We start from the raw sequence: 26,911 nt of genomic DNA, 5'->3' as shown, positions 1-26,911 counted from the left end.
AGGTCTTGATTGCAGGTTTGGGCATTTATAATTGCAGGTCACTACACTTAGGCATCCAAATAGATTGTCACCACCTCACTCCCTCAAAAGTGGTGAGCATTGGTTGGGGGTTTCTAGGTCAGTCCTATGATTCATCCCCCAGTAAAGCTTCGAGTTTACTCAGGAGGGTTTCTAGTTTCTTTTGCTTGGCAGGTTGTTCCCAGAGTTTACGCTTGCTAATGTGCTGGGTGATGTTTTTGAGACGCTCTGGTATTTGGTTGGGTGATTTTGCGGATGGGGGTTGAGCCGGTTGGGTATTAGCAGCGATTTGTGCTTTGATTTCACTTAAAGACCAGTTGTGTGCGATCGCTTGGTCTAAGAGTTGTGTACAGAGAGCATTATCTTTAATCCGTGCCAAGGCTTGTGCTTTGGTATACTCCAGTTTGCCCTCTCGCAATGCTGTTAAAATCTCCAGAGGCAGATTGAGTAAGGGTAGGCGCTTGGTGGTGAAGGACAGCCAATTCATCAGTCCCAAGCTTTCAAACACCTCTTGTACTTTTTTTGCTTTCTCTTCATCTAGGTTAGGAGAAACGTTTCTCCTAGATTCTTTTTCCTCAGTGATGCCGGAGTCAGAAGAAACATTTTGCCTAGCTTCATCCTTTGGTTCTGACTCCTCAGTTAAGGAAACGGAAGTATCCGCATCTTGTGAAACATTGCTCTTAGATTCTGTTTCTTCAGTGATGCTAGAGTCAGGAGCAATATTTTCCCTAGCTTCATCCTTTAATTCTGACTCCTCAGTTGAGGAAACGGAAGTACTCGCGTCTTGTGAAACGTTTTTCCTAGATTTCTTAAGTGTGGTTGTTCCTGAGTTGGGAAAAATGTTTTTCCCAGATGCGGTAGCATCTATTATTTCCGAGTTAGAAGAAACATCGCTACCAGATTCTGTCTCGTTATTTAGAAGAGATTTAGGAGAAACATTGCTACCAGATTCCGTCTCATTAGTTGTTTCTGAGTTAGGAGAAACGTTTCTCCTAGATTGTGTTTCTTCAGTTATTTCTGAGTGAGTCGAAACATTGCTAGGAGATTCTGAAGTTGTTTCTCCGTTTTCGGTGGGTGAAACAGAATCACTCAGGTCAGTCGAAACATTGCTACCAGATTCCGTCTCATCAGTTGTTTCTGAGTTAGGAGAAACGTTTCTCCTAAATTGATCTTCAGAGTCTTTTAACTGCTTTTCACCTTTGCTACTGGCATTTTTCATCCGGTACAGCAGGGATTTCACAGCTTCCACATCCGACTCTAGCCGAATAGCCAAAAGATGCAAGATGCCTTCTGTTTCTTCAACTGGGTTGAGGTCTTGTCGTTGTAGGTTTTCAATCAAGGCTAACTGAAACGCCTGGTCATCGGATAACTTACGCACAACCACTGGCACTTCTTCCAGTCCTACTTCTGTGGCTGCGCGATAGCGCCGTTCTCCTGCTACTAATTCGTATTTCCCTCCTGTTAGTGGACGCACCAAGAGGGGTTGAAGGATGCCATGCTGTTTAACTGATGCAACTAATTCTGTTAATGCTTGGGGGTCAAAGTAGTGTCTAGGTTGCTGTGGAGGCAGGTGAATGTCTTGGAGTTTGACTTTGCTTTCAGCAGCGGGTGGGGTGTCTGCTTCCACTGGGGATAACCAAGGGGCTGGGGGTGGGGTGGTAATTTGACCAGCAAAGGGTTTTTCGGTGCGTTTGCGTACCATTGTAGTGTAGGGAATATAGTTGAATGGGGGACAGAAATCGGAATGCTACTCTAAATTTAGAGAAATATAGGCATCCTAAATCATTGATGAAAATCTCTCGTCGCTCTCTAAAGCCATCTGCTGTAGTTTAGGCGGAGAAATAACTTGCCTGTTTTAGAAATTAAAAACCTTAATTACCAGGTCTTTCAGCGATTAAAACAGGTAACTTATATAGCGGATTCTAAAGCAGAAGCGATTTCTTTAAGAATACTAACAGCAGGGTGTTTGGAGTCAACTACTGCTAGGGGCGCACGTTCTTCTGTGGCATCAACAAAAGCGGTGGCTCTGGGGATGGGTGGAAAAATCCGACCCCATGCTGAAAGTTGTGCTTGTATGGCTGCTAATGCTCGTTTATCGGCTGAGTTTTGGTGAGCATAGCGGGTGGGAACAAAACCTGCGATTTGTAATTTGCGGTTGGGTTTATTTTTAACTTGAGTGATGGTTTGCAAAAGTTCGTCTGTTCCCTCGAAGGCTTTGAGATGGGTTTCGATGGGGACGAGGACGTGGGTGGCGGCGACTAGGGAAATATAAGAAAGTAATCCTAAGCTGGGGGGACAGTCGATGAGGATGAAGTCGTAGGAGTCTTGGACTGGTTCTAGGGATTCTTTGAGGCGCAAGTCGCGCATGGCGGCACTGACTAGCTGCATTTCGGCTCCGCTCAGAAGTCGGTTAGCTGGTACTATGTCCATGCCGTGAATGCCAGTATGAATGGGTAAGGGCTGTTCATCAATAATGGCATCGGCTACGGTTTTTTGTAATTGGGATGGGACTAAGCCCATGAATTTGGTTAAGGAGGCTTGGGGGTCAATGTCGATGAGGAGGACACGATGTTTTTGTTGGGCTAGGTGGTAGCCCAGGTTTTGGGTGAGTGTTGATTTGGCGACACCACCTGCTTGGTTAAAGAGGGCTATGATGCGACACTGATCTTGAGAATTTGACACTGGCTTTCGTTCCTAAAGGTAGGATGGCTTTAGTGAATTGGCTCGTTTTTATTTTCCAGTTTATTCAAAATAGTACACAGTTTCAAAGCACGCTGGGGAGTAGTTTGTCTTCAGTTTAGATACAAAACATCTATAGAAACCACGCAAAAAAAAGCAGGAAGCAGTGCGAAAACCGAATGTTAACTGTACGTTCGCTCATTTTTAACCTGCAAGATTTAATTAAGCCCTACAGGGCTTGTAATCCAGGCAATTCAATTGATTCAGGCATTTTCATCTCACATAGAGCTTTTACCATTTTATGATTTATGGTATCCCTGTGCCTTAAATAATCACCTCTGGAAGCCTGATGTGATGGTTATAAATTTTACTGAAAATTAATTGGGTACTTAAAAATCACCCTTTTCCTTTTGCATTAAGGCTTTAATTCCCCTTCGGATCTCAAAATCAGCGAACTGACAGCTTTGAGGAGTTGCAGAACGCTGTCCAAGTAAAGAAATAGCCCCTTCAATTTGTGCCAATCTCAAAGATATGATATGGGGGTCTTGGCAACTTTTGGTGATCTTGGTTGGGACAAGGCAGACGGCAGAGGGCAGAAGTCTGACAAGACCCCATAAAGTGAGCTAAAAGCTTATTTTATGATTCAAGTCACATTAAACCCTTTTGGCAGAGGGAAGAATTATTTTCTAAAACCTTCTGCCTCCAGCAAGACAGCCCTCTGCCTTTCTTCGGTAAAAAAAGCAGATATTACGATTTTGCTGCATCCCTATCTTTTGCAAGAGAGCAAGGGTGGGAAGTTGTGAGATGATGTTTCCTAGCCAGTCAGAGGGGTTGTGGTTCATAGTTAGTGGAATGTCATTATCAGCACTTGGTATGGTGACTAGCTCAAATAGACCAAGGATTAACGATTACAACCCCTGTAAGAGCGAAATCTTTGTCGTTACGAGTAACAAGTGATAGAGAATTTTGCAGGGCGATGGCTGCAATGAGAGAATCCATAGCGGGTAAAGGTCGCCCATTCTGTTCTAGTTGCCCGACTAAATTTCCCCACAACACCATTGTTGAGAAATCTATACTTAAGATTCTTTGTTCAAAGCGATTAGGTAGATTTTCATTTAGCCAATTTGTTAGAGATTCTTTCCGCTTAGATGCGGTCATTTTGCTGATGCCTTTAGCTATTTCGCCAATTGTGATCATGCTAATGAAAAGTGTTTCTGGCACTTGGGCATCTAGCCAATCTAAAACTTGTTGATTTGGTTGTTTGGCAACCATCTCGGAAATCAAGCAAGTGTCAAGGAGGTAGTTCATGGGTTGAAGTCATCACGGGGTAGGCTGCGGTCTCGGCTAAAATCCAGTTCTTCGGCAATTCCTACCAGGGGGGATTGACGAAAAAACTCTACGATTGTGGTGGGCTGCTCTGGGTGGGTGTTTTGTGTAGTCAGGCTTTGTGCCAGTAGTTGGATAATATACAGTTTTTCGTTGGGGGAAAGCTGAAGGAGTTGTTGTTCGAGTTCTTGGATAACCATGATGGGGTTTAAGTGGGGGATAATTTTATTTTACTAGTACAGCACGGCGTAAATAAACCAACCATTCAAAAAGTCCGAAACCCTTACGGAATAGTAATTACGAATTAGGAATTACGAATTACGAATTCCGCGAAGCGGTACTAGTTGTTGCATTCCCATTGATCCGAGATGCCTAAATAGGAAAATATACTCGCTACTCAACCTTTATGTATAAGCCCTGACAAAAACTCAGTCATTTGTTAGATGACATTGTACGTAAATTCTAGTAGCTTGTGTTTCAATGGCAACTCTAGGAGTTGTACTGGATGTTCAAGATATCGCTGTAGCCACCAAGATTAGGACATAAACTATAATGATTAAACCTAATAGTAATGATTTCCTACAAAAAGTAATTGGAGCAGTGTCCTAATTAACCTGGCTACAGCTATATCTATTAATGTCTGAAGATGTCTCGGTTAAAAGTATCAGGAGACGAACAATGGCACAAGAGTCACAGATTCGCGACTTGCTCCAAACCTGGCTGCATTACATCCACATTGAAAACTTGAGTAATGCCAAAGTCGAAGCAGGTGACGACGAGCAACCCCATATCTGGGACTCTGGTGTAAATTTAGTAGGCGACAGATTACTGCTAGACGAATCCTTATTCAAACAACTCAAACAACCCTTCAAAACCTCAAAAACCAAACCTCAAACAAAATCTCAAGCCAACCCACCATCAATCGCCGTAGCCTTCCCCCAGCTTTATTTAATCTCAGGAAATCGCCGTCAATTTCGCCCCCTCTTTACCATCGACATTTCTCCTATCTTTGATAGCAATTATCGTAAAAGCGGCTGGGACTTAACTACATTCGAGTTTCAACCAGTTATCCCCAACTTAATGCAGTGGTACGGACTAGAAGAAGAGACTGCTGAATCCCTAGTCACCAAAGAAGGACTCAAAGTTTTTCTGGAAACCACCTTCAATCGCCCCTTTAAAACTCTACAAGACTTTATCGGCCTGATTGAATTACCACCCTTTCCCGTGCGCTCAAAACTGCTTCCCTACCTCCTGAACTTTGGCTACGTAGCCTTCAACCATAACCTCAACAAAGACTTCCAGAAAATCAGCGAACAGCGAAAATGGAATTGGGCAGTCCCTGGACATCCCGCATACGAATATCTGTTTGGACAACCAATAGCATCCCAACACAACCTATTATTTCTCGGTGCTTTCCCAAGCTTACCCCCCGATGACTATCAAGCCCAGGCTCTCAAACATTGCCAATCTCAACCCCTCACCGCCGTAATTGGACCACCGGGGAATGGTAAAACCACATTGCTGTTACACAAAATAGCGCAACAAGTAGTCCACCGCGCCGTGCAATTAGCCACAGAAGGTGAAGATGAAAGTAACCTAACTTTAGTCACCAGTACCAACAACCATGCAGTCAACAACGTTGAAGAACTGCTAGAGAGCCACTTTCCACAAAACTGCTTCTACTTATCAGGCGGCTCCAAAGAATTAGTTGATCTCCAAGTTTTGCCCTCTTTGCAAGCTGCACTCGACTCACTAGCTAGAGAAACCTTTAACCCAATTGCATGGGAGTCAGCCAAGCAACAATTGTTAGCTCTTGTGCAGCAACTACAATTTCACATCAAGCAAGATGAATATTACCAACAACAGAAGATTGCTGATGAGCAGTTATTAGAGCAGCTAGATAGAGATGTACAACGGCTGCAAGAAGCAATAAATAGCTTTCTAGAAGTGAATCCAGAATTTAGGAGAAACGTTTCTCCTAACTCAGATTTTGAGTTACAGCCTCCATCGTCATCACCGACAGACTCCTCTCAAAACAACTCTCGCGCTCACTCCCCATTACCATTTACCCCATCACCGAACAACTCTCATGTTCATCATCAAGCCATAAATAACTCTACAGAAATTAACCCCACACAATTTAGGAGAAACGTTTCTCCTAACTTAGATATTGGATTCCCACCATCATCCCCAAGCCCCTCACAGAACGACCCAGAGCCTCAATCTCCACTACCATTAAACCAATCACCAAACTACTATTGGGACTCTCAACCTACCTCACGAATAGACCCCGTAGATGTTACCTCAGAATCTAGGAGAAACGTTTCTCCTAACTCAGATTTTGAATATCAGCCATCATCCTCAAATTCCTCACAGAACGACCCAGAGCCTCAATCTCCACTACCATTCAACCAATCACCAAATTACTATTCTGACTCTCAATATCCCTTACCAATAGACCCCGTAGATGTTACCTCAGAATCTAGGAGAAACGTTTCTCCTAACTCGGATTATGAATTCCAACCATCATCCTCAAACCCCTCACGGTATTACTCTAACTCCCAGCCGCCCTCACCATTAAACTCATCACGCGACTACTCCAAATTTCCACTATTCGCGTACCAGCAGATAGAGCAACACTTGAACACAGCAAATCATTCCTTACCTCATGAAAGTACCAGGCAATTTTTAGGTCAAAACCCCAACTGGTTGATTCGACTATTGCAAACAATTAAACTATTACAAACAATCAAACTATTGCAGAGAATTAAACTATGGCAAACGATTAAACGATTCTGGCAACAGATAACCAGAAGCAGCCCACGCCATATTCTCAAACGCTTGCACAAACAAATAGAAATGCCCGTATTGGCAACCTTAGCTACACCCTTTCCCTTTCAAATTCCCCTGACAATTGAATCTTTAGTAGCAGCCTGCCAAAGTGTTTCCCAGCTACTGAAAGAAGTATCTGATTGGCAACAACTACAAAATCAACTTAACTACAGACAACAACAGCTAGAATTATTACAACGCCAATTAACCGACTTACAACATCAATTCACTGACCGACAACGCCAGCAACAACAAATCCAAAATCGGCTGGCCACTTATCCTAACCAAGATTTCTACAGTCGTTTCTACATCGAATTGCACACATTGCAAGTACAGTTATTTGAGTGTGCTTGGCAATTTCAACAACAGGAAGCACAACGCAGAAAAGATGAAGTCATGGCTGCTATTAAAACTTACATTGGGGTGTTAAATAACGAATGGGACGCTTTTCGTCAAATGTCCTTGCATTGGAGAAACATTTATCGTGATATCAGCCTTTTGTTTCCCGTTTTCTTGAGTACCTTGCACTCCATTCGCCGTCTGTTACCCTATCCTGATAGCGGTTGTATCAACCAAGTCATTGTAGATGAAGCCGGTCAGATTCCCCCCCATCAGGTCTTTCCAGTGTTAGTGCGGTGTCGTCAGGCTTTGATTGTCGGCGACCCATTGCAACTAGAGCCGGTCATTAATTTAAGCGACCAGAAGAAAGAAGAATATCGCGGTAAATCCTTCCTGGAAAGGGGACTTACAGATGCAGATTATGACTGCTACAGTCCCACCGCTACCACAGCTTATCACCGAGCCGCAGGAGCCTCAGCACAACCAGAAGACATTGGTAACGGCATTATCCTTAAATATCATTATCGTTGTGTGCCAGTGATTGCCGAAATTAGCGATCGCCTGTGCAATTATGGCATGATCATCAAAACAGAAGCCAAACCATCTCTGTTAGGTGCTAACCTAATTGCTTACCATATTGAAGGAAAGCCAGAAAACCACATAAATTGGGCAGAAGTTGATGTGGTAGAAACGTTAATTGCCCAATTGCTAGAGGCAGGTTACAGCTTCAATTCTCCTAGCAATCAAAACACTAGCAATCAAAACACAATAGGCGTAATTTCACCTTATCGTCGCCAAGCAAATGCCTTGCAAGAACGCTTACAATCACGCTCTTCCGACTTTTCAGCAAATAGTATTGGCACAGTCCACACCTTCCAAGGTGGTCAAAAATCTGCGATAATCTTCTCAACTCGCCAATCAGAACCCGCTGATAGCCTTTGGTTTATTAATCGCAAACCGAATTTACTCAATGTTGCTGTCAGCCGAGCCAGAGAACTGTTTATCCTCGTGGGGAATTTAGACAGACTTTCTGAAGGTGGTTATACCAAACAATTAGTAGAATATATCCAGCAATTTGGAGAAATACGATAATTACAATTGTTGCTTTGTAGATGAAATTACACCAAAAACTCATAAATATCTTATTTGTCCCATCCCCAATTACCAGTACCTAGCCCCTCTTTTCACGACAAGTCTATTGCAAAAATTACCCTCTATGAACACGGTATTTTCTACATAAAAATATTCAATTGATTGAAAATACTTCTCTTGATGGATGCTGATTGCATGACCACACTCATAATGTGGAATTCAATCACAACATACACATTATCAGCATTATCTCACATCTTGCACGAAACACACAGTTACAGCACCATTACTAGGGAAGCAAGCAGGGAGGACGTATATACAAAAATTGATAACAACCTAAATCTTAGAGTGCAATCGCCATCCACATCAACGGTAAGCCCATTATTTTCAGATTGTCTCACATCTTCTCTAGTATCGCATATTGCTATTTATTCTAAAACGTTCTCAATTTTCACCCCTTCAACTCGTTGCTATGACCTCACCACCAGAGCGTAAACAGGATAAAACTTCAACCTTTTTGCTGCGCTTAACTCCGGCAGAAAAAAGTCGCTGGCATAAAATGGCTGAGTTCTATGCTTTACCCCTAGCTGAATTTATTAGACGACGAGTAGAAGGTCGTCCCATTAGTCCGCCAAAAGTGCCAGCTATTAATGTGAAAACGAGTGTACAAATGGGACAAGTTGACCTGAGACTAAGACATTTAGAAAAAGATTTACAAACAGCGATCGCTCTCCTCAACCAAAAACAACCTCTCTCAAAACCAACATACCAGCAGTTAATTAAGCAAATTGGTGACGTGGATAATTTGTTAGGAGAAGTGCGCTCAGAATTGCGCGAAGTGAGATTGCAATTATCTGGTGTCGATGACAACACGGAAAATGAAGAAAGTTCAACAGATGACTTTGACGACGAAGACTGGGATTAGATGTAGAAGTCAACAACACACTACACTTATGGGCTTTCAAGCTTCTGGGAGGTCTGGTGGTGCAGTAAGTTTTTGGAGGACTGGGAGTGAACTACTCCTAGTTGCCTACGGCTGAACTAGGAGCTTCTGTAATCACGGGGGAGTGCCGCAATTTGGACTTTCGTCCTAGTTTTGGTCTTATCTCCCCTCCTACAGCAGAGACGGCTGAACCTTCCGCCTTTAGCATTCTGATTCCTTCTGCTCTAATATTGATAGCTGCGTTCCCATCTCGGTCATTTTTTCTGATTGCAGATATCGTTATCACTTACCCTGTATCTGCCATGTCTTGGCGCTATTGGTATCTTGTCCGTTGTTATTACCTTAAATCTTTTGTACCCAATGCGTAAGTTCTTATCTTTCAGTGTTGAAGCGGAGAATGGTAAATGCTGACCAAAGTTGTTCCTACTGGCAATAACCCCGGTGGTCTACTGCGTTATCTCATGGATAAACACAAAGAATTCGAGTTGTATGGTGGCAACATAGCAGGGCAGACTTACACCCAAATCATTCAAGAATGGCGTGCCATATCAGGGCAAAATCCTCGCACCGACAAAGATACCAAGCACATCACCATGAGTCCCCACCACACAGACCGCCTCACTCCTGACGACTGGTTAGAAATTGGCAACTTCATGATCAACGGACTAGGCTACACCAACAACCTGTGGCTGATGATTAAGCATAAACCCACAGAAAGTCAACTACAGTACAACCCAGATGCACCGCCTCACGTTCATATCATGATTCACACCTTTGAATGTGAAAACTTTACCCGCATCAACGACTGGCAAGACAAAACCCGTGCCGAAGAACTGACACGAGAAATCGAGCAACGGTGGCATCTATATCAACTGACTAAGAGTGCAGAGATTGATTATTCTGCCCCCACCACCGGACAAAAGCGCCGAATGTTGCGAGAACAAGAAGAATATGACACTGGATTGCGGAATACACCACCAGCAGAACCAACTAAGCAACGATTGGAACGTATGGTCATTGCCGCCGCTGAAAATCAACCTCACATCCAAATCTTCATCGGTAGGCTTCAGCACCAGGGTGTTGATGTTTACCCTACCATTATTGGTGATGAAATGAAGGGATTGACTTTTGAGTATGAAGGATTTCGGTGTCGAGGCTCACAGCTAAAAAACTGTAGCTGGAAAAAACTGCAAACAATCCGGGGAGTTGATTATAACCCCACCCGTGATTTACCTTTTTTACGAGCGATAGCGAAACGCCCACTGTATGTCCTGCGGACAGGCTACGCTAATCCGGAGCAGACCCACCAGAAGGCGATGGCTACGCCCACCTCCGGCATCGCGCCAAGCGCAGTGCCAAAGGCAATCGCTACGCCCGCTACAGGTATCGCTATCGACTCCGCTGTGCCAGCAGCGATTGCTGCTGGTGAACAAATGCAACTATTACCAGAAGACTTGGAGAATCATACCCAGTCTGTATATGCTAGTACCCAACATTTATCTAATAATAAATCTGCATCTGTTTCTAATTCATCTGTATCTGTCAGTACCCAACATTTATCTAATAATAAATCTGCATCTGTTTCTAATTCATCTGTATCTGCTAGTACCCAACATCTATCTAATAAAAAATCTGCATCTGTTCCTAATTCATCTGTGTCTGCTAGTACCCAATCTCTTTTCATCAGTGCCAAGCAGATTAAATGCACAGCGATGTTTGCAGCAGATATTGACGAGTTACTCTTAGAAAATACAAATCGCTACATTGACAAACACTTTACCGCCGAGCGAATATCTGCCACTGAAATTTCCTTGCGTCGTACACAAGACCAAAGCGAAATTCTGCGGGCTAGACGTAATAGTGATGACTGGGAAGCATTACCCACCGAAAGCGAAATGACCCCCTCGGAAGTTCATGCTATGATTGCCCTCAAAGAAGATTTAATCAAACAATCAGAAAATCGCTATCAACAACAGCGAGCAGAAACTGTTGCACCCATAGTGGCTGCTCTTTTAAATCTTAAGAAAACAACTCGCTTTACCTGGGAACACTACATTGCGGAGTGGGATGGAGAGTGTTTAACTTTGGGCAGAACTGGATCTGATTTTCCCATCATGGAAGCAGCTTGGAATAGAGAAATTAAATCCTGGGATGTGAGAATTTCCTGCCTCTCCCAAGGAACAACTAATTATTTTGTCAAACAAGTTTTACCCTATGTCAAGTCAGCACTGCAACAACAACACGAAGCCAGTATCAAGAAACAAAGAAGCGAACAAAAACAACTGGAATTGTAGCTGGTTTATCTGTTGTACTAATTTATGATTTTATTGCCAATAAGTCGGATATTTTTGTAATTAAAATTGTATGTTAAAAAGAAAGTTTTGTAATTTAAAATAAATGGCACATATACAAGTAATATCAAATGAAGACGATGTTGATTAACCTTTTTTATGTCCATTCAAATCTACGGAATACCGAACTGCGGAACCTGCAAAAAGGCTTTCAAGTGGCTTCAAGACAACGGTATTGACTATGAGTTTATTAACACCAAAGAAACTCCTCCAACTCGTGACCAGATCCAAAACTGGGTAAAGTCTTTGGGTTCTGCTGCCATGCGAAATACCTCCGGTCAATCCTACCGGGCTTTAGGTGATAACAAGAAGACTTGGACAGATGAGCAGTGGATTGAGGCATTCGCTAACGATGCAATGCTTCTCAAGCGTCCCCTTTTCCTACTGAGTGGCGGCGTAAGTTTGCAAGATTTGCATTCTTCTTTCGCTGATTCTCAGGCTTAGTCTTTAGATTTTAGATTTTAGATTAAAAAAATTTGGTACAAGCCCCGTCCTCTACTGACGGAAAAATACTCGCTGCGCTGCGTACGCTTCGCTAACGTCAAGACCAAATCCAAAATTTTCAAGCTCTACACTTTAGGGTGGAATCAATCCAAAATCCAAAATCGTCAATCCAAAATCGAGTGACCCTAGTTCTTTGCAGGGATGGCATTTAGTTTGCCCTTTCTAAACAAATTACCGGCTCTGGTCCTAGCACCCCACCAACAGTCAAAACTGACAACGTTCCAGTTTCTTGAGGATACTGTGCCTTAACCTTCGTTATAGCATCATCCAAATCAGATGCTTGGGCAATGTAAATTTTCTCACCAGTTGTCAGCACCCAAAGAGGTTTAGGCCAGGTATGTCGAGGCTGAAGCACAGCTTTATGAACACAGTTATGAGTAAACTGGATTATCTGCTCAAGTATCGCATCATTACAAAACTCACCCAACTCTGCTTGGAAAAATCCTCTCAGTTCTTCATCAGAGATATATTCGACAACTTGCTCTCTCCCTACGGGTAAATGTTGTTGATGCTGAAAATTCACCTGCACCAACTTTGACTCAATAAAGCGACTGACCTGGGTCGTAATGGAATCAAAGTCCCGTTCCATCAATAAATGTCCTAAGTGTTCCCTCAGTAGAGTTCGGAAATTTTCATCCGAGATATTGATACCAGATGTGTGCAAATAAACTGAAAGCTGCTCTCCCCAATCCCGACCACATCCAACTTCCCCGTTAGCAGCATCCTCTGCCTCTACCAACTCCATCAACCGTTTGTGCTGAATTACACCATTTGTAGAAGATTCAGATTGTGTTAGTGCAGTATCTCCGGCAGAGAAAGGAATTGATTGGGTCATGGCTCTCTCCTTACAACTTCTAATAATAAGGTTTCTGTACGTGCTGATGTCATGAAATTGGCGTGCAGGGGATGCTGTGTGGGAGTAGAATGGATCGTAAGTTATTAAAACTTCAGTTTACCCAAGAAAATTAGGCGCAAGCACGCTCTTTTAATGGCAGAGCAATTAATACAGTACACAGACTTAATATTGGCAACACCAACGCCGTTGACGCTTCACCCGGCGGCGGTCTATTTGTCTAGTTTAACTACTGGTAGCAGGCGGACAATGCAAAAGGCTCTGAATGCGATCGCACGGCTGCTCACTGCGGATGAGTACGATGCTCTATCTTTGGATTGGTCAAAATTACGCTATCAGCACACGGCGGCAATTCGCGCTGTGTTAATGGAACAGTATGCCCCAGCAACCGTTAACCGGATGCTTTGTGCTTTACGGCGGGTGCTGAAGGAAGCTTTTCGGTTGGGGTTGATGAGTGCTGATGATTATGCCCATGCGGTGGATATTCAGTGTGTGCGGGGTGATTCGGCTTTGCGGGGACGGCTGCTTAAAACCAGTGAAATCGCCGCTCTTTTGAGCGATTGCAAGCAGAATCAAGATTGGATTGGTGTGCGTGATGCGGCGTTGATCGCTATTCTCAGCGGTTCTGGTTTGCGTCGGGCTGAGGTGGTGGCTTTAGATTTGGGGGACTATCAGCCGGAAGATGGTTCTTTGCAAGTCCGCAAGGGTAAAGGGGGCAAGTTCAGGACTGTGTATTTGCCAGTAGGGGCGGTGGCGGCTCTAGATGCTTGGCTAAATATTAGAGGTAATGCTGCTGGTGCTTTGATTTGTCCGGTGCGGCGTGGTGGTCACGTACATATTTTACGGATGACTGACCAGGCGGTGATGGTAATTCTCCAAAAACGGGCTAAAAGTTCTGGGGTGGCACCTTTTAGCCCCCATGATTTTCGGCGCTCTTTTATTAGTAATTTGTTGGAAGCTGGTGTCGATGTTTTAACTGTGAGTCGTCTGGCTGGTCATTCCGATCCAGCGACTACCCAAAAATACGATCTGCGTCCTGAAGTTGCCAAACGCCAAGCTGTGCAGTTGTTAAATGTCCCTTACGATGGCTGAATGCAAAACCACTGCTTTTGGCGTAAGTCACAGCATGGGAGGAGTTTACAGGCATTTGATATCTATGTTTGATATCGGCTGATTGTCAACTGAAAGGGAGTCCAGCTGCAACAAAATATCTACTCAAATCTGCTGAGTAGGATTGCTTCTGCCTCCTTGCACTAGTGGCGATGAATTACATCCAACACCTCATCCAGTTGTATTCCCAGGAGGATGTGCGTTGCAGAACTTCACAAAAATCCCCTAAAACTTCTTTTTGTCCCGTAAGCGATATATGATAGTTGCATCGGTTTTGTTTACCCAAAACTTTTTGTGCTTTGAGTCTAATCGCAGCGTCTTAGAGTACAATTAACACTTAAATAAATACTTTCAGTCTCGTGGAGTTAATGGAGGTTATGAAGTTATGGAAATGGTGAGGACAAAATGGAAGATAGAAGTACATTTTGTCCGTTTTTAAGCAAATCGAATTGAAGGAGGAGTTGCGTTTAACTATCCTTAACAGCTAGTGAAGTTTGCAGACCGATCTCGCTGTTGGAGTTGAAGTTAGACACAATCCGTATTTGTTACTGTACACAATCTTATTATAAATTGTGTGCAGTGTGGAGATATTTTTTGTCAATTTTTACGAAATTCTCAAAAATCGCATAAAACTCTGCTTTTTTGAGAAATGACGTAAATAAACCTAAATGTACCTCTATAAATGCGAAATCCTCCTCCAATCGCCTCAAAAATAGTCAAAATTGGAGGAAATTATGTACAGAATTCAAGATAAATATAGACTTAAATCTCAAGACAGTACAGATGAACTAACCAATCATCTCTCCAGAACTAGCAACAGTCAAACTCACTGGAGTACAGATGAACTAACGAGCCATCTCTCCAGAACTAGCAACAATCAAGCTCACTGGAGTACGGATGAACTGACGGGTCATTTCTCCAGGACTCGTTATTGGGAAATAGCAATAAATATTTGGCAGCAGTGCAAATCCTCACCAAAATTGGCAAATTCTCCCCAGTACCCAATACCCAGTACCGTTCGGCTGACGCTCACGGCGGAAGCCCAATCCCTAGTACCCAATCCCCAATACCCAATACCCAGTATCGGGAGCAGCAGACGAATGCTGCTAAATTTTTAATAGAAGATAAATCCTTATCACCACCTCTGAAGGCTGTCACAGCCGGAGAGTGGAGTATCCCAACTGACAAAAAAAAAGTTGGATAGCCGCTAGGTGCTTGGTTAACAAGAGACTCATGGACACTAACAGAAAGCTTTAAAGCCAGCCTTAAAGCCAGAAAGAAAGCCAGCTAGGAATCTAGGAATGAATCAAGAAAACCGCGAAACGATTATCAGTCGTCTCAGCCGCGCTAGCAGGGCTATCAAACCCTAGCTAAATTTATTTAAATTTGATCTCAATTCTAGTCCATGAGTCTCCTGTTTACCAACAATTAGGCATTTAATCATCAAACCGAGATAGTAAAAATCTGCGAATAGGTTCTGAAACCGCCGTACAACACTTGGACAAAGCTAGACAGAATTAAACACCGTTAGAATTTGTCCGACAAAGTGTTCAAAAGAAAGCTAATTTCTGGAATAACAGCCAACAGCAGCGAAAAATCAGACCATTCAAGCCCAAAAGCAGCTTTTTACATCTAGCGAGATTAAATGCCAACTAGCGGCTACCCGATGAAAAAACAGAAAACATCGAGGAAAGCCAGTCATGTATCTACCAGAAAACACAGACAATTTCAACAAACCAGCCCGTCGTCGTTCCAGCCCAAAAAGCCAACCCCACCAACCAGCCTCCGAGTTGGGAAAACGGTACGTCAAATATTTTTGGCATCCTTGGAGTGCCATAGTAGCCCCAGTCAACAACAGCCACAGCAAACCAGCCTGGAGAACAATAGACCATTACCTCCAGCCCTCCCAACTGTGGAAAAACCATCAAAACAGCGACCAACTCATAGGAATACGCTTTGCCGACTATACCCGGTACGCCACAATAGACATAGACACATTCAGCCACTACCATAACCTCGAAGCCTATCAAACCATCAAAACCGCCCTAGAAGACATCGGCATAGTCGAAATAGTACCCATCCAATCAAGCCATAGCGGCGGCTACCACCTAATCATCCCCTTCAGTGCCAAAATACCCACATTCAACCTAGCCTGCGCCCTAGAACAAACCCTAAAAGATGCAGGCTTCAACATCCGTCCAGGACACATAGAAATATTTCCCAACCCCAAACCCTGGGGAAAAGACAGCATTACCAACTACAACGCCATCCGCTGCCCCATGCAGCCAGAAAGCGGCGCATACCTCCTAGACGAAGACCTGCAACCAATCAGCCACTCAGTAGCCACCTTCCTAGATCACTGTGATCATGCAGCCAGTCGTCAAGACCTCAGTAAACTCAGATACGCCTGCAAAAAAGCCAGAAAGCGGCATACAAAAGAACAGTATCGTCAAAAAGCCAGCATCAAAATCGAAGAATGGCAAAGTAACTGGGAAGAAATCATCGCCACAGGATGGACAGGCTTTGGACAAACAAACACCCTCCTGCAAATAATCGTCGGCTACGGCATAGTCTTCTTAGACCTACAACACGAACACCTGATTGAATACGCCGTAGAAACAGCCAGAAATGCCCCAGGATACAGAGAATATTGTCAACACCAAAAACGCATCGAAACCAGAGTCAGAGATTGGGTAAAATGCACAATCAGACACCAATGGTATACCCCCTACGCCAGCTATCCCAACCGCCCACTCTTGACATACATCAACACCTTTGCCCTAGCCATAGCAGATATAAGAGAACAGAAAAAACAACAAAACCAAAACAACCTACTTCCCTTTGAAAAACCAAAAAGCCAAAACCAGCAACGCAGCGAAAAAACGCAAAAACGCATTAGAGCCATAGTACAAACATTAGAAATACAACAAAGAATACAGAAAAACAGAAATACAGAAGTACAGAATACCTTACCAGTACAAACAGAACTAACAGAAACAGGATTAAGCGAAATAGTAACCGAAAGAAGCAAACAAATAAGTGCAGAATATAAACTACTGTACAACAAAACCCTGAGTCAAAATACACTATACAAATATAAGCACTTATGGCATCCACAATGGTACATACCAGACCCTTGGACAGAGAACAAAACCACAGATAAAAGCGTCGAAACAAATAAAAGCCAACAAAATAGAAATCAAATAAACAGCATTAACCCATCAGATAACATCCTGATAAGAAGCATAAATCTAGGAAACAGCCAAGAGCCAAAAAATAGCGCCAACCCTTACCCAGAGAGCGATTACACACACTTTGACCCCCCGAATCACCCGTGGAAAAAACAACAAGCTCAAAACCCTTACCCAGAGAGCGATTACACACACTTCCCTTATATGAAGGTATTATGCTTACCGCCAGCGGCGACAGACCCTGAGGGTCTGGAAGCCGCTCAGGTAAATGAACAAAGGCAGTTAAATCAGGATTGTGATCTGGAAATTCAGAGGAGTGACAACGAATTAGAAATAATTCAGCTGTCAGAAAATCAGGAAATTATAAATTCTGTTAATAGTTCTGAAACTGATTTAAATCAATCCAACAATCAATTAGAGCCAACATTTCAAACGATTGGGTGGCAATCAAATCAATCTTCTTCTCATCAGGATTTGTTATTGTCTTTGCTCGGCGGCGACTTGCCAAAAAGCGATAATCAAAACTTATCAATGGCGGGGAATGACCGAAGAAGCAGGGGAGCAGGCTTCCGCCGTGAGCGTCAGTCGAACGGGAGCAGGGGGCAGGGGGCAGAAGAAACAGCAGAAGATTCACTCTACAGCGCCAAGAATGAGCAGGAAAGTGGCTTGATTGGGGATTTGATAGAATCAGTCGTTTCTCCAGCAACACCAGCCGCAAATGGCAATAATGGGTCGCAAAGTGGTTTGATTGATGATTCTACGGTTGATGAAAAATCAAGAATTGAAGAGATTAAACGGATAACAAAGCTGCGGCTCTTGGCAGTGGTTAATGCTAAGAAAAAGGTGCGGGAATACGGGGTGATTTCAGGGCGACTTATTTGTGGTCAAGAGCGCGATCGCGCGGAGCGCAGTGCCGAAGGCAATCACTTGGAGATGACGCTCAAGATGCAATTTTACCTGGATTCGGGTCATGAGGTGTTAGTAGCAGAAGCTACTGCATGGGCAGAGGACAATCCTGGGTGTTTGCAATTCGCTACACTTACCCCTTGATGAAACTTACAATAAGATGCGCCGCCATATCATGGGGCTGATGCTTAACAGCACTATCTTTAGTTGATAAATGAGTGGTTCTTGAGAGGGCATTTGTGCATCTTACCGTGTTATGTACCCCATCTCCCCCAAAATTTTTCGCTCTCCTATTACTCTTGATCTGTAAACTGAGTTATCCAAACCCCATATTCATCAATTTTTTTGAAAACTTGATTTTTGGCAATGGCTGAAAGCTAACTATCACAATACTTTCAGCACTTCCCTCAATTCCTTAGCGTACGATTCTCCCGTTTTGGCACAGTCTAGCCTATTCCCCCTTTTCGAGGGTTTGTACAAAAAACCCCAAAATCTAAAAAATCTTGCTTAAATTAATGTGAATACTGTTACTTGGATAGTAATGCATCACATTTAAAATTGTTAAACCCTCGGGATCATTGGCAGCTAATATTACCGCTGCACGAATTGCATAGAAACCATTTTGTCTTGACTCTGTTTGGATCAGTTCTCCTATCTTTTTCAATCCATTTTCTCCCTTAGTTGAATAGAGGAACTGAGAAATAGTAAAGGGACTCACATCTTCACGATACAGTAGAGCTTGACGAAAAATATCTAAATCTTGCGGTTTAAAAAAGTTGGTATAAAAAGCCAAATCGTCATTAATTTTGCCTGTTTTAGCATAGCTTTCGAGAGCAGAAACAGGAAGTGAAAACTGCAAGGATCCATAAAACATAGAAATCCGCTCGGCTCCCAATGCAGGCATTGTAGGGAAAGCTATTATAGTGAAAACTATTATAAGTAGTATTCCTATTCGGCTCTGATGTAAAACTTTTTTTACCCAAGCAAGAATCAACTTATGTTGTCTCTGTAAAACTACTTGATGTATATTAATCTGTTTAACCATCATGATGATAACTTCCTCACTGTAGAATTTAGATATTGTCAACCTAAAGCAGGCTTGACAATATCTACTGTTCCTCTGTTTTCAACAATTTTTTTCAAGATAAGCGTTTTTTAGGAGCTGTTTATTTAACATTATCTGATACTTTGAGCGATTTTTCCCACATTTGAGCAAAGTATTCGGCAGACATGAAGAAAGAACTACGCTGTTGGGGAGCCATACCTATATTTTTCAAATCTTGTAAAAAATCTGGAATCAGGCCGTAATGAGCTACTCCCTCAGTATTATAATTCCACTTTTTTGCTCCAGTTTGCGCCATAGTTAGAAGTCCATTAGGTTTACCTGAGATTTCTACATAGATCACTCGACTTCCAGAACAATCAATACTTGCGTTTCTTGGTCTTGGCACTTTCACAAGTCCGTTAATATCTGTTCCAATAGCAAGCTGCTTTCCATTCATTTTGACGAATCCGTATTGGAATTTATTTAAAAACTCGCAAGATACATTGTTACCCCATCCTACTCCCATCATTCCACCAAGAGTAGATATTTTTGCAACTTGTGCATCTGTTCGCTCATATTCATTTTGTTGACCATTACTTCTAAATCCATTATGTCCGGCGTTTATAGGGTATCCACCCGGAATACTCTCAGCAATCGTCAGAGTTTGGTTCGCTGATTCTTCAGACATATGATCTATATCAATTAACATCCCTCGTTTCATCATTTCTTTAATAGCGAAATTTCCGTCTGGTGTTAACCCTTTTCGATTTTTATGTCCAATTCCATTAGCACAGGAGGGAATGGGAAGCTTCTCAAATGGGTCTTGACCTATAAAAGCTCCTGCAAATTGAATTGCCATGTTTCCCTTAATTTGCTTAGTTATTCCGTCACTAGGTTCTGCACACTTCAAATTCCAAAAACTTCCATATTCTGTCTTGTTGGAGTAATTAAAAATATCTTGGTAAACTGCTGTTCCTCCAAATTTATTGTCAAGCACATGAATGGGAAATATATACCGAACTTTATTGTTATATAATTTTTGGATTTCCTCGGTTATCATTTGCTGACTTAAAGAAGAGGTTTTATTAAAATTACCTATATTGTCTATTTCCACACCAATTATGACTGCTAGTTTATTTCTCCTCACTATGCTTCGCAATTGTTGAGGACTAGTAGCTACTTCCATAAAATCGTTATGTCTATTCACAAATTCTTCTATTTCACGAATTTGTAGATCAGCTGAACCTTTATCATCTGTAGGAGAATCACCATTAACTGCATCAGCTAAAGTGTGATTATTGACAGCCAAGGCAACCATCACCCTTAAGCCGCCTTGGTAAGTTCTTTGTATCCAATCAACCCACATTTGCTGATGAGTTATGTCATTAAATTTTGGCCAACTCACAAATGCTTTATTAGGGTCATCGGAGTAACCTAGAGAGTTGGAACCGTGTTGACTTTGTGCTTCATTTGCAATTTCTAACCCTCGTATGACAAAATTTCTTTGAAAATCGCCACATGGGTTATCGAATAAACCCTGTGGTTTGCCATGTGTTGAATTATCATCTCCTAGTGCTTCTTGAATACTTGTAGCTTTTCTATCAGCAGGGTTGCAATCTCTAGTTCCAGTCGGAATGATTGAACCAACATCAGGAACACCATGTAAAAGTTTTTTCCCAAAGCCTAAATGTGCCATTGGATGCGTATGCATATCTACAAAACCCCAGATAGGAGCATCCCAGTCGTAATATACATTACCAATTTTTTCAACAATAGGAGTAGGTAGACTTGTTCCTATGGAAACTGAAGAAGGTTCAATATCTGTAAACTGAATATCATCAATATTAATATGCCCCCCAAGCCTGCTAGAATTATCAACAATTCTTATACGTACAGTTTTTCCTTTATAATTTACGGCATTCCACCAATCTCGTCGCATAACTTCTGAATTTCTTCCAGTTGTAGCCATATCTAGAACTTCTTTATATTCACCATCAGAAAAAGTTACTGTTCCTCCTAAACTTACTTTTTCCAATAATTCTATTTTGAGGTTTCTAATATCATCTCCTCCGCCAATGAGAAATGTAATGAAATCAGAGTTCAGCATGAAAGGTAGAGAAACTAAAGTTCCCGTAGGTTCATCTCCCTGCACGCTACCAATAAGTTCATATGAATCTTTGGGATGCTTTTCGTAAGTACCAATCCAATAGTTACCCTTATGCCCAATGGGATAAGCAAGATCCTTCCAGTAATCACCTCCTATAGGAAGTGACTCAACTCTAGACATAACAACATTGTCCCCTTGGGTAGGCTGACTATAAAATGCTGTTCCTGTCTTTTCCCAACCCTGTAATCCCAGTTCAAAACTCCAGTTATCAAAAGAGATTTCTTTTGAGTGTATTTGCATTTTTATTACGTCAATTGGTATTGTTTTTTTTAGGATTTGAGTAAATGCAGGTGGAATATTATAAAAAATAAAACAAATTATTATAATAAATAAGCTTGTTTTTACAAGAACTAGCTTATTGCTACATTTGTATTTAATCTTTCTATTTAGCTTTGATAGTAATTGAACTAAAGCTTGATAATGTATCTTCATATGTCCTACTTTTTGTGATTTAAGACGAAAATAATTGAAGTATTCTAAACACTGGCTGAGAAAACTAGCGATTTTTCCGCTTAATGTAAGGCACACTCAGCAAATCAATTGCTCGTTTCTTCGCCGCTTCTCCACGCCTGTCATACTTACTTGTGGTACTTTGGCAAAGCATGACCTGCAAGTTTCGCTACCGTGACGATATCTGCACCTGCATCTAATAGATTACCGATAAATGTTCTTCTAAAATCATGAGGTGTAAAAGCATCCACATCAGCTTTTCCCCCCGTCACCGCAATGCTCGCAACATTCCCTGCTCACTCATCCGTCTCGGTATAATTTTATTTGCCTTATCACTTCATCTGGGTGCATAGTTAACGGTACTGGTTGGGTTAACGCCAGCGACTCTGGGTTAAAATTGTCAGTGATCGCGCAGATGTTCACAGCAAGTTGAATGAGGCTTTGAAATAGATCATCCAACAATTGTGTCGCTACCACAACCGTTTCCGCCCCCACAGATTGCCGGAAGTATCTTTCTGGGGCAGGATTGAGACAATAGAGTATGAGTGACCAATGTCAGTAGACTGAAAAGTTTTGCGATCGCGCACAGACGGATACCTATAAACCTGCTAATTGTCAAAAAACCGTATTCCTAAATACATTTTTGAAAAAAACTTGAGCAAAACTAAATAAGTAAAACTAGTAAATTAACGACAAGGTTAAGGGTAACGCTACCACCAAATAGAGGATCTGTGTGAAATTAACGTTTTATGCACAGTTTTGTAGCCGAGTCAGGGAGGTGACTTCCTGGCTTAGGCATCCATTTAGTAGGGGATGTGGGGTTTAATTTGCTTACCTACGATGCAGTTGCGGCCAGATCAGTAGGCTATTGAGAATTAATATTAAAGCTGTTGATGATAATGTGGCGATACCTGCACCTACAATCCCAAAGTTTTTAGTTAAAACTAGCAACAATGGTAAATAAACGCCTAAAATAGCGATCGCATTTACTCGCAAGGGAAAACTGGGCTTGCCAATGGCATAAAAGGCTGGTTCTAAGGCACAATTTCCCATTGTGAAGACTTCTGCTGCCACCAACAGTACTAAAATTCCATAGGCTGAAATAAATGCCTCGCCAAAGGCATATTTAAGTATAATCTGACCTAAGCAAACGCTAATTATCCAGATAATTATTCCAATACTAATGGCGATCGCAGTTGATTTCAGCAGTAAGGGTATAAATAAATGCCTTTTTTTCTGGCTATCTAACCTAGCCAATTCTGGATAGATTGATTGAGTCAAAATTTGAGCTATATCCTTAAGTGGGGTAGACAATTCATAGCTTACCTTGAACAGTCCTGTGGCTGAGGGAGTGGCAAAAATTCCTATTATTAAGGGACTAACTTGCCTCATCACGATCGGTAAAGAAGAATCGAAGTTAGACACAATGCAAAACTTCAATAAGCCAGGATGGTTTTGACTTAAGTTCATAAAAGACCAATCTATATTCTTTAGCAAACCTTGTTTCCAAGCTTCTCGCCAACCAACTAAGAATAATAGTAACTCTCCAGATGCCTGAGCAATGAACCAAACTATAAGATATCCCCACAAGGGAGCATTAAGCATCGCCGCTACCATCGCTCCCAACATAGAAATAATAGTAGGAATAGTAATCTGGAAGGCTAATAAATCAAAGCGGTTGTAAAGCTGTAATAAACCTTTAGGTGTGGTTGTGCTAGTAAACAGAATAATCAAACTGTACCACTGCACTTGAGTAATGACCATTTGATTCCATCCTATATAGAAACCTATATAGGGAGCAATGAACACAGCGATCGCTAAACCAACTAACACCCCAACAAGATCAAGTAAGGTAGTAAACTTTAGCAGTTTTTGTAAAGCAACTTGATTTTTTTGTTCCAGACAGATAGTTCCGTAACGAATCACCGCCTGAGAAGATTGAAAAGTAGTTAAATCTACAATTATTTGAATGTATGTTTGGATGAGAACCAGCGTGCCGAAGCCTGTAACACCAAGATGACGAGTAACTATACCTAAATAAACTAAACTGGTTAGTCCAGTGATTACTCGCCCTCCTAACAACCAAGTAGCATTTTTAATGATTATTTTCAGTAAAATGCTGTCGGTAAACCATCGCTTTATCATTATTTAAGAATAGATACAGTTGGGCAATTACCAATCAATATAGCCAATTTAAAGTTTAAAAGCACGCATACACGCACACATAATACGCTTTATGTGAGATAGTAATTCTAAAATTAAGATGTTAAACAGCTATGTCATTAACAAGTGAAGAATTTTGTTGGTTCAACGAACTGAGTGACACTGAGTTAAAACAGTACATTAAGGATGGGTCGTACCCATCGCAGATGACAGCATATTTTGGGGAAGATGAGTATGAATCACTCAGAGAACTGCTTACTGCCCCACCTCATTTTGCTGTATTAGAGACAGAGATTATCCTGCTACCAGGAATTATGGGGTCTGAATTAGCGGACGAGAGTGGACATAAAGTCTGGGTAAATCTACGAGGTTTGATTATAGATGGTAACTTTGTCCGCCTTCACCACTCTGATGATACAATGCCCAACAATAGCCTACAACCAATAGGGCTTTATGAAGGGGCTTATCTCAAAACTAAGCTATGGTTACAGGACAAAGGCTACACCGTTCACAGCTTTGCCTACGATTGGCGCAAGCCCATTGACAATACTGCATCTCAGCTAAGAGATTTTGTGGAAGCAAAAGGGGGGAATAAACGAAACAAGCAATTTGTTTTCCTTGCCCACAGTATGGGGGGACTGGTAGTGCGCCGATATCTGGACCTTTTTGAAGCGCAAGCAGAAGATAGGCTTGATAAGCTAATTATGCTAGGCACTCCTAATAAAGGGTCTTATCTACCCTTTATGGCAATGAAAGGCAATTTTCCTATTGTTAAAATTGCTGGATTTCGTTATGGCGCAGAAGTAGTGCGAAAAGTTGTTCAATCTTTTCCAGGTTTGTATCAATTGTGTCCTAATCCACAAATTTTTGGACAACCTAATATATATAATGCAGACTATTGGAATGAAGAGTCTATCAATGTACAGTATCTCCAAGATGCTCAACAGTTCCACCAAACTATCCAAGCACATTTACCACAGAAGATGTTCCTCATCGCTAACCGTTCATTAAAGACCATTACCCGTGTTGAACGGGAGCAAGATGGCAATAACTGGCATTATAGGTTCTTGGGAGCAAAAGTAGGTGATGGTACTGTTCCATTTGACTCGGCTTATCTTAAGGATATAACAACCTATGAAACAACGGCTGATCATGGTTCAATTCAAAAAAATAATGATGTGTTGTCTGCTATCCATGACCTTATTAATCAGGGAAAGACTGAACATCTTGATCGCTACAAGCCAACCTTTGCGTTCTCTCCTTCCTTTGAAGAACTTGAAGAAATACACCCGGATGAGGTTGTATTGGAATTATAGGTAAGTAGGTAAGCCAAATTAGAGTAATCCACAAAATAAAGGAATTAAGCGATGACTGAAACTCAATTTATTAACCTACGGCTCCTTCTCAGAAAGCATGGAGAGAGTAACTATCAAGCTCAATTAGAACATGATAGCCAACCCTATCCACAACCCGTAACCTTCAATTTTGCTCTCACTGATAAAATTAGTGGCAACAACGATTTTAGTTATTACTTTCAGCGATTAGGCGAACTAAAGGCAAGAGAAGAAGACTTAGACATTGTTGGTAAAGCACTCTATAATCTTGTATTTCGAGAAGATTTGGGGTCAAAATTTGAGGCGTGGTATCAGGCTCTTACAGAAGGGGAAAGATTTCGTCTGCGGTTGGATATTCAAGCACCTGAATTGATTTCTATCCCGTGGGAACTGCTGCGGGATGACAAGCAGTTTCTTGTACGTCGTGGGGTTTCAATTGTTCGGTTTATTGGTAATGCTCCCAAAAAATATGTAAACCTTGATTTTCAAAATATGAAGGTACTTATTGTCTCAGCCTCACCTAAGAATAACAGTTTTATTGAGAACGAATACATAGAGCCAGTGAAAACATTATTTAAGGGATATGGGATACAACCTGATATTCTGACGGGAGAAAATGCTACAAGGCTAGGCTTACAGAGAATATTGGATGAAAACAAATATGACTTGTTTCACTTTGTAGGACACGGAACTTTTGCGAAAGATAATGGTAAAGTTATAGTGATAAACCAACAAGGTAATTCAGAGTCTATTAGGGGAAACGATCTAAGCGACTGGCTCTGGAATAGCGAGGTTAAATTTGCCTTCTTTTGCTCATGCCAAACAGGAATAACTAGCCAGGAAAATACATTTAACGGCGTGGCACATAGTTTAGTTGGCAGAGGTATTCCGGCTGTAGTGGCGATGCAATACAACTTTCCTCAAGAGGAAGCCAAAACATTTGTAGAATCATTCTACAATAAACTTCTAAGAAGTGAAGGTATTGATAAATCAATGGAATTTGCACGTAATGCCCTACCGTATGAAGAAGTTTCTTGGTGCATTCCAGTACTCTATTCGCAGTCGCAATTTAATATTAGAAGGTTAGTAGCTCAACCAATATCAGAGCAACCAATATCAGAAGAAAAAATAACAAAGCAAGATATGCAACAACTTGCTGACTTTTTAGTAAAGAGCGGATTTTGTGCATTAGATCAGCGAGAGGGACTTTGTATATCTATTGAAATTGAAGCTAATAAACTTAATTTTTTTAATAACCCAAATAATAGCACTTTTGCTCTTCTACTGGTTAATCATTTATTTGAAATGGAGAAGACAACTTCTCTTAAGCTACTATTTAATGAATTAGAAGCAGCATTTAAGGAAGGAAAAAATGCAGAAATATTGAGGTCTATCAAAGCAAAATTACGCTATTACTAATGCGAAGGTGAGTGATAAATAAAAATTAAAACTATGTTTTCTAACATAAATAATTTACAGGAAATAAAACGCGAACTTGCTGACTTTTTAGTAAAGAGCGGATTTTGTGCATTAGATCAGCGAGAGGGACTTTGTATATCTATTGAAATTGAAGCTAATAAACTTAATTTTTTTAATAACCCAAATAAT

At 41.6% G+C, this 26,911-nt stretch carries 18 protein-coding genes and 1 pseudogene; 9 read left to right on the top strand and 10 right to left on the bottom strand.

What is annotated here, in order from left to right; translation table 11 throughout:
• Positions 1–124: 124 nt before the first annotated feature.
• From H6G68_RS21765 to H6G68_RS21750, 4 genes are all read right to left on the bottom strand, one after another.
• Positions 125–1,720 carry a ParB/RepB/Spo0J family partition protein gene (locus tag H6G68_RS21765; RefSeq protein WP_190908511.1) on the bottom strand — a complete coding sequence of 532 codons (1,596 nt, stop codon included), beginning with the start codon at positions 1,718–1,720 and terminating at the stop codon, positions 125–127.
• A 206-nt stretch (positions 1,721–1,926) separates the two neighbouring features.
• Complete coding sequence (locus H6G68_RS21760) at positions 1,927–2,700, bottom strand: AAA family ATPase (protein WP_190908510.1); 774 nt, start codon at positions 2,698–2,700, stop codon at positions 1,927–1,929.
• An 882-nt stretch (positions 2,701–3,582) separates the two neighbouring features.
• Positions 3,583–4,005: a type II toxin-antitoxin system VapC family toxin gene (locus tag H6G68_RS21755; protein WP_190908509.1), complete on the bottom strand. Its 423-nt coding sequence runs from the start codon at positions 4,003–4,005 to the stop codon at positions 3,583–3,585.
• A complete protein-coding gene (locus H6G68_RS21750; protein ID WP_015217822.1) occupies positions 4,002–4,223 on the bottom strand; it encodes a hypothetical protein in 222 nt (73 codons plus the stop codon). Before H6G68_RS21750 ends, H6G68_RS21755 begins: the two co-directional genes overlap by 4 nt.
• Before the next feature lie 478 nt (positions 4,224–4,701).
• Here H6G68_RS21750 and H6G68_RS27360 point away from each other — a divergent pair, with 478 nt between their 5' ends.
• Together H6G68_RS27360 and H6G68_RS21735 are read left to right on the top strand one after the other, a co-directional pair.
• Entirely contained in the window at positions 4,702–8,286 is a 3,585-nt protein-coding gene (locus H6G68_RS27360) for a DEAD/DEAH box helicase (RefSeq protein ID WP_242045355.1), read from the top strand.
• A gap of 472 nt (positions 8,287–8,758) precedes the next feature.
• On the top strand, positions 8,759–9,211 hold the full coding sequence (locus tag H6G68_RS21735) for a hypothetical protein (protein WP_190908508.1): 453 nt from the start codon (positions 8,759–8,761) through the stop codon (positions 9,209–9,211).
• Positions 9,212–9,308: 97 nt separating this feature from the next.
• Here the strand turns inward: H6G68_RS21735 and H6G68_RS27355 are convergent.
• Positions 9,309–9,488: pseudogene (locus H6G68_RS27355) on the bottom strand (RNA-guided endonuclease TnpB family protein); the annotation flags it as partial.
• Between the two features lie 145 nt (positions 9,489–9,633).
• Here H6G68_RS27355 and H6G68_RS21730 point away from each other — a divergent pair.
• On the top strand, positions 9,634–11,523 hold the full coding sequence (locus H6G68_RS21730; RefSeq protein ID WP_190908507.1) for a relaxase/mobilization nuclease domain-containing protein: 1,890 nt from the start codon (positions 9,634–9,636) through the stop codon (positions 11,521–11,523).
• A 156-nt stretch (positions 11,524–11,679) separates the two neighbouring features.
• Positions 11,680–12,024 carry a Spx/MgsR family RNA polymerase-binding regulatory protein gene (locus H6G68_RS21725; RefSeq protein WP_190908506.1) on the top strand — a complete coding sequence of 115 codons (345 nt, stop codon included), beginning with the start codon at positions 11,680–11,682 and terminating at the stop codon, positions 12,022–12,024.
• Positions 12,025–12,232: 208 nt separating this feature from the next.
• Here the strand turns inward: H6G68_RS21725 and H6G68_RS21720 are convergent, their stop codons facing one another.
• The gene (locus H6G68_RS21720; RefSeq protein ID WP_190908505.1) at positions 12,233–12,919 is read right to left on the bottom strand and encodes a hypothetical protein; all 687 of its coding nucleotides are present in this window, start codon (positions 12,917–12,919) and stop codon (positions 12,233–12,235) included.
• Between the two features lie 153 nt (positions 12,920–13,072).
• On the opposite strand from H6G68_RS21720, the gene H6G68_RS21715 reads away from it, so the two are divergent.
• The 3 genes from H6G68_RS21715 to H6G68_RS21705 all read left to right on the top strand — a co-directional run bounded on the left by H6G68_RS21715 (position 13,073) and on the right by H6G68_RS21705 (position 18,288).
• Complete coding sequence (locus tag H6G68_RS21715) at positions 13,073–14,029, top strand: tyrosine-type recombinase/integrase (protein WP_190908504.1); 957 nt, start codon at positions 13,073–13,075, stop codon at positions 14,027–14,029.
• Positions 14,030–14,781: 752 nt separating this feature from the next.
• A complete protein-coding gene (locus H6G68_RS21710; RefSeq protein WP_190908503.1) occupies positions 14,782–15,165 on the top strand; it encodes a hypothetical protein in 384 nt (127 codons plus the stop codon).
• A gap of 582 nt (positions 15,166–15,747) precedes the next feature.
• Positions 15,748–18,288, top strand: a complete 2,541-nt coding sequence (locus H6G68_RS21705) for a hypothetical protein (protein WP_190908502.1) — start codon at positions 15,748–15,750, stop codon at positions 18,286–18,288.
• A 349-nt stretch (positions 18,289–18,637) separates the two neighbouring features.
• Here the strand turns inward: H6G68_RS21705 and H6G68_RS21700 are convergent, their stop codons facing one another.
• The 4 genes from H6G68_RS21700 to H6G68_RS21685 form a co-directional block, all read right to left on the bottom strand.
• Positions 18,638–19,192 (bottom strand): alpha/beta hydrolase, encoded by a 555-nt coding sequence (locus H6G68_RS21700; RefSeq protein ID WP_190908501.1) that lies wholly within the window; start codon positions 19,190–19,192, stop codon positions 18,638–18,640.
• Positions 19,193–19,310: 118 nt separating this feature from the next.
• A complete protein-coding gene (locus H6G68_RS21695; RefSeq protein ID WP_190908500.1) occupies positions 19,311–21,788 on the bottom strand; it encodes a membrane dipeptidase in 2,478 nt (825 codons plus the stop codon).
• Positions 21,789–21,934: 146 nt separating this feature from the next.
• The gene (locus H6G68_RS27820; protein WP_339327879.1) at positions 21,935–22,078 is read right to left on the bottom strand and encodes a site-specific integrase; all 144 of its coding nucleotides are present in this window, start codon (positions 22,076–22,078) and stop codon (positions 21,935–21,937) included.
• 559 nt (positions 22,079–22,637) lie between these two features.
• Positions 22,638–23,951: a lipopolysaccharide biosynthesis protein gene (locus H6G68_RS21685; protein WP_199332683.1), complete on the bottom strand. Its 1,314-nt coding sequence runs from the start codon at positions 23,949–23,951 to the stop codon at positions 22,638–22,640.
• A gap of 131 nt (positions 23,952–24,082) precedes the next feature.
• Between H6G68_RS21685 and H6G68_RS21680 the strand changes: the two genes are divergently transcribed.
• Both H6G68_RS21680 and H6G68_RS21675 read left to right on the top strand, forming a co-directional pair.
• Positions 24,083–25,285: a lipase family alpha/beta hydrolase gene (locus H6G68_RS21680; RefSeq protein ID WP_190908499.1), complete on the top strand. Its 1,203-nt coding sequence runs from the start codon at positions 24,083–24,085 to the stop codon at positions 25,283–25,285.
• Positions 25,286–25,336: 51 nt separating this feature from the next.
• A complete protein-coding gene (locus tag H6G68_RS21675) occupies positions 25,337–26,722 on the top strand; it encodes a CHAT domain-containing protein (protein ID WP_190908498.1) in 1,386 nt (461 codons plus the stop codon).
• Positions 26,723–26,911: the final 189 nt, after the last annotated feature.

The sequence above is a fragment of the Anabaena catenula FACHB-362 genome (assembly GCF_014698735.1).
Classification (GTDB): Bacteria; Cyanobacteriota; Cyanobacteriia; order Cyanobacteriales; family Nostocaceae; genus Anabaena; species Anabaena variabilis_A.
This window is presented reverse-complemented; position numbering and strand designations above follow the sequence as displayed.

What these genes read in the sequence shown, in the direction of transcription:
- H6G68_RS21765 (WP_190908511.1), bottom strand. Translation starts at nt 1,720, where the DNA reads ATGGTACGCAAACGCACCGAAAAACCCTTTGCTGGTCAAATTACCACC.
- H6G68_RS21755 (WP_190908509.1), bottom strand. Translation starts at nt 4,005, where the DNA reads ATGAACTACCTCCTTGACACTTGCTTGATTTCCGAGATGGTTGCCAAA.
- H6G68_RS21750 (WP_015217822.1), bottom strand. Translation starts at nt 4,223, where the DNA reads ATGGTTATCCAAGAACTCGAACAACAACTCCTTCAGCTTTCCCCCAAC.
- H6G68_RS27360 (WP_242045355.1), top strand. Translation starts at nt 4,702, where the DNA reads ATGGCACAAGAGTCACAGATTCGCGACTTGCTCCAAACCTGGCTGCAT.
- H6G68_RS21735 (WP_190908508.1), top strand. Translation starts at nt 8,759, where the DNA reads ATGACCTCACCACCAGAGCGTAAACAGGATAAAACTTCAACCTTTTTG.
- H6G68_RS21730 (WP_190908507.1), top strand. Translation starts at nt 9,634, where the DNA reads ATGCTGACCAAAGTTGTTCCTACTGGCAATAACCCCGGTGGTCTACTG.
- H6G68_RS21725 (WP_190908506.1), top strand. Translation starts at nt 11,680, where the DNA reads ATGTCCATTCAAATCTACGGAATACCGAACTGCGGAACCTGCAAAAAG.
- H6G68_RS21720 (WP_190908505.1), bottom strand. Translation starts at nt 12,919, where the DNA reads ATGACCCAATCAATTCCTTTCTCTGCCGGAGATACTGCACTAACACAA.
- H6G68_RS21715 (WP_190908504.1), top strand. Translation starts at nt 13,073, where the DNA reads ATGGCAGAGCAATTAATACAGTACACAGACTTAATATTGGCAACACCA.
- H6G68_RS21710 (WP_190908503.1), top strand. Translation starts at nt 14,782, where the DNA reads ATGTACAGAATTCAAGATAAATATAGACTTAAATCTCAAGACAGTACA.
- H6G68_RS21705 (WP_190908502.1), top strand. Translation starts at nt 15,748, where the DNA reads ATGTATCTACCAGAAAACACAGACAATTTCAACAAACCAGCCCGTCGT.
- H6G68_RS21700 (WP_190908501.1), bottom strand. Translation starts at nt 19,192, where the DNA reads ATGATGGTTAAACAGATTAATATACATCAAGTAGTTTTACAGAGACAA.
- H6G68_RS21695 (WP_190908500.1), bottom strand. Translation starts at nt 21,788, where the DNA reads ATGAAGATACATTATCAAGCTTTAGTTCAATTACTATCAAAGCTAAAT.
- H6G68_RS21685 (WP_199332683.1), bottom strand. Translation starts at nt 23,951, where the DNA reads ATGATAAAGCGATGGTTTACCGACAGCATTTTACTGAAAATAATCATT.
- H6G68_RS21680 (WP_190908499.1), top strand. Translation starts at nt 24,083, where the DNA reads ATGTCATTAACAAGTGAAGAATTTTGTTGGTTCAACGAACTGAGTGAC.
- H6G68_RS21675 (WP_190908498.1), top strand. Translation starts at nt 25,337, where the DNA reads ATGACTGAAACTCAATTTATTAACCTACGGCTCCTTCTCAGAAAGCAT.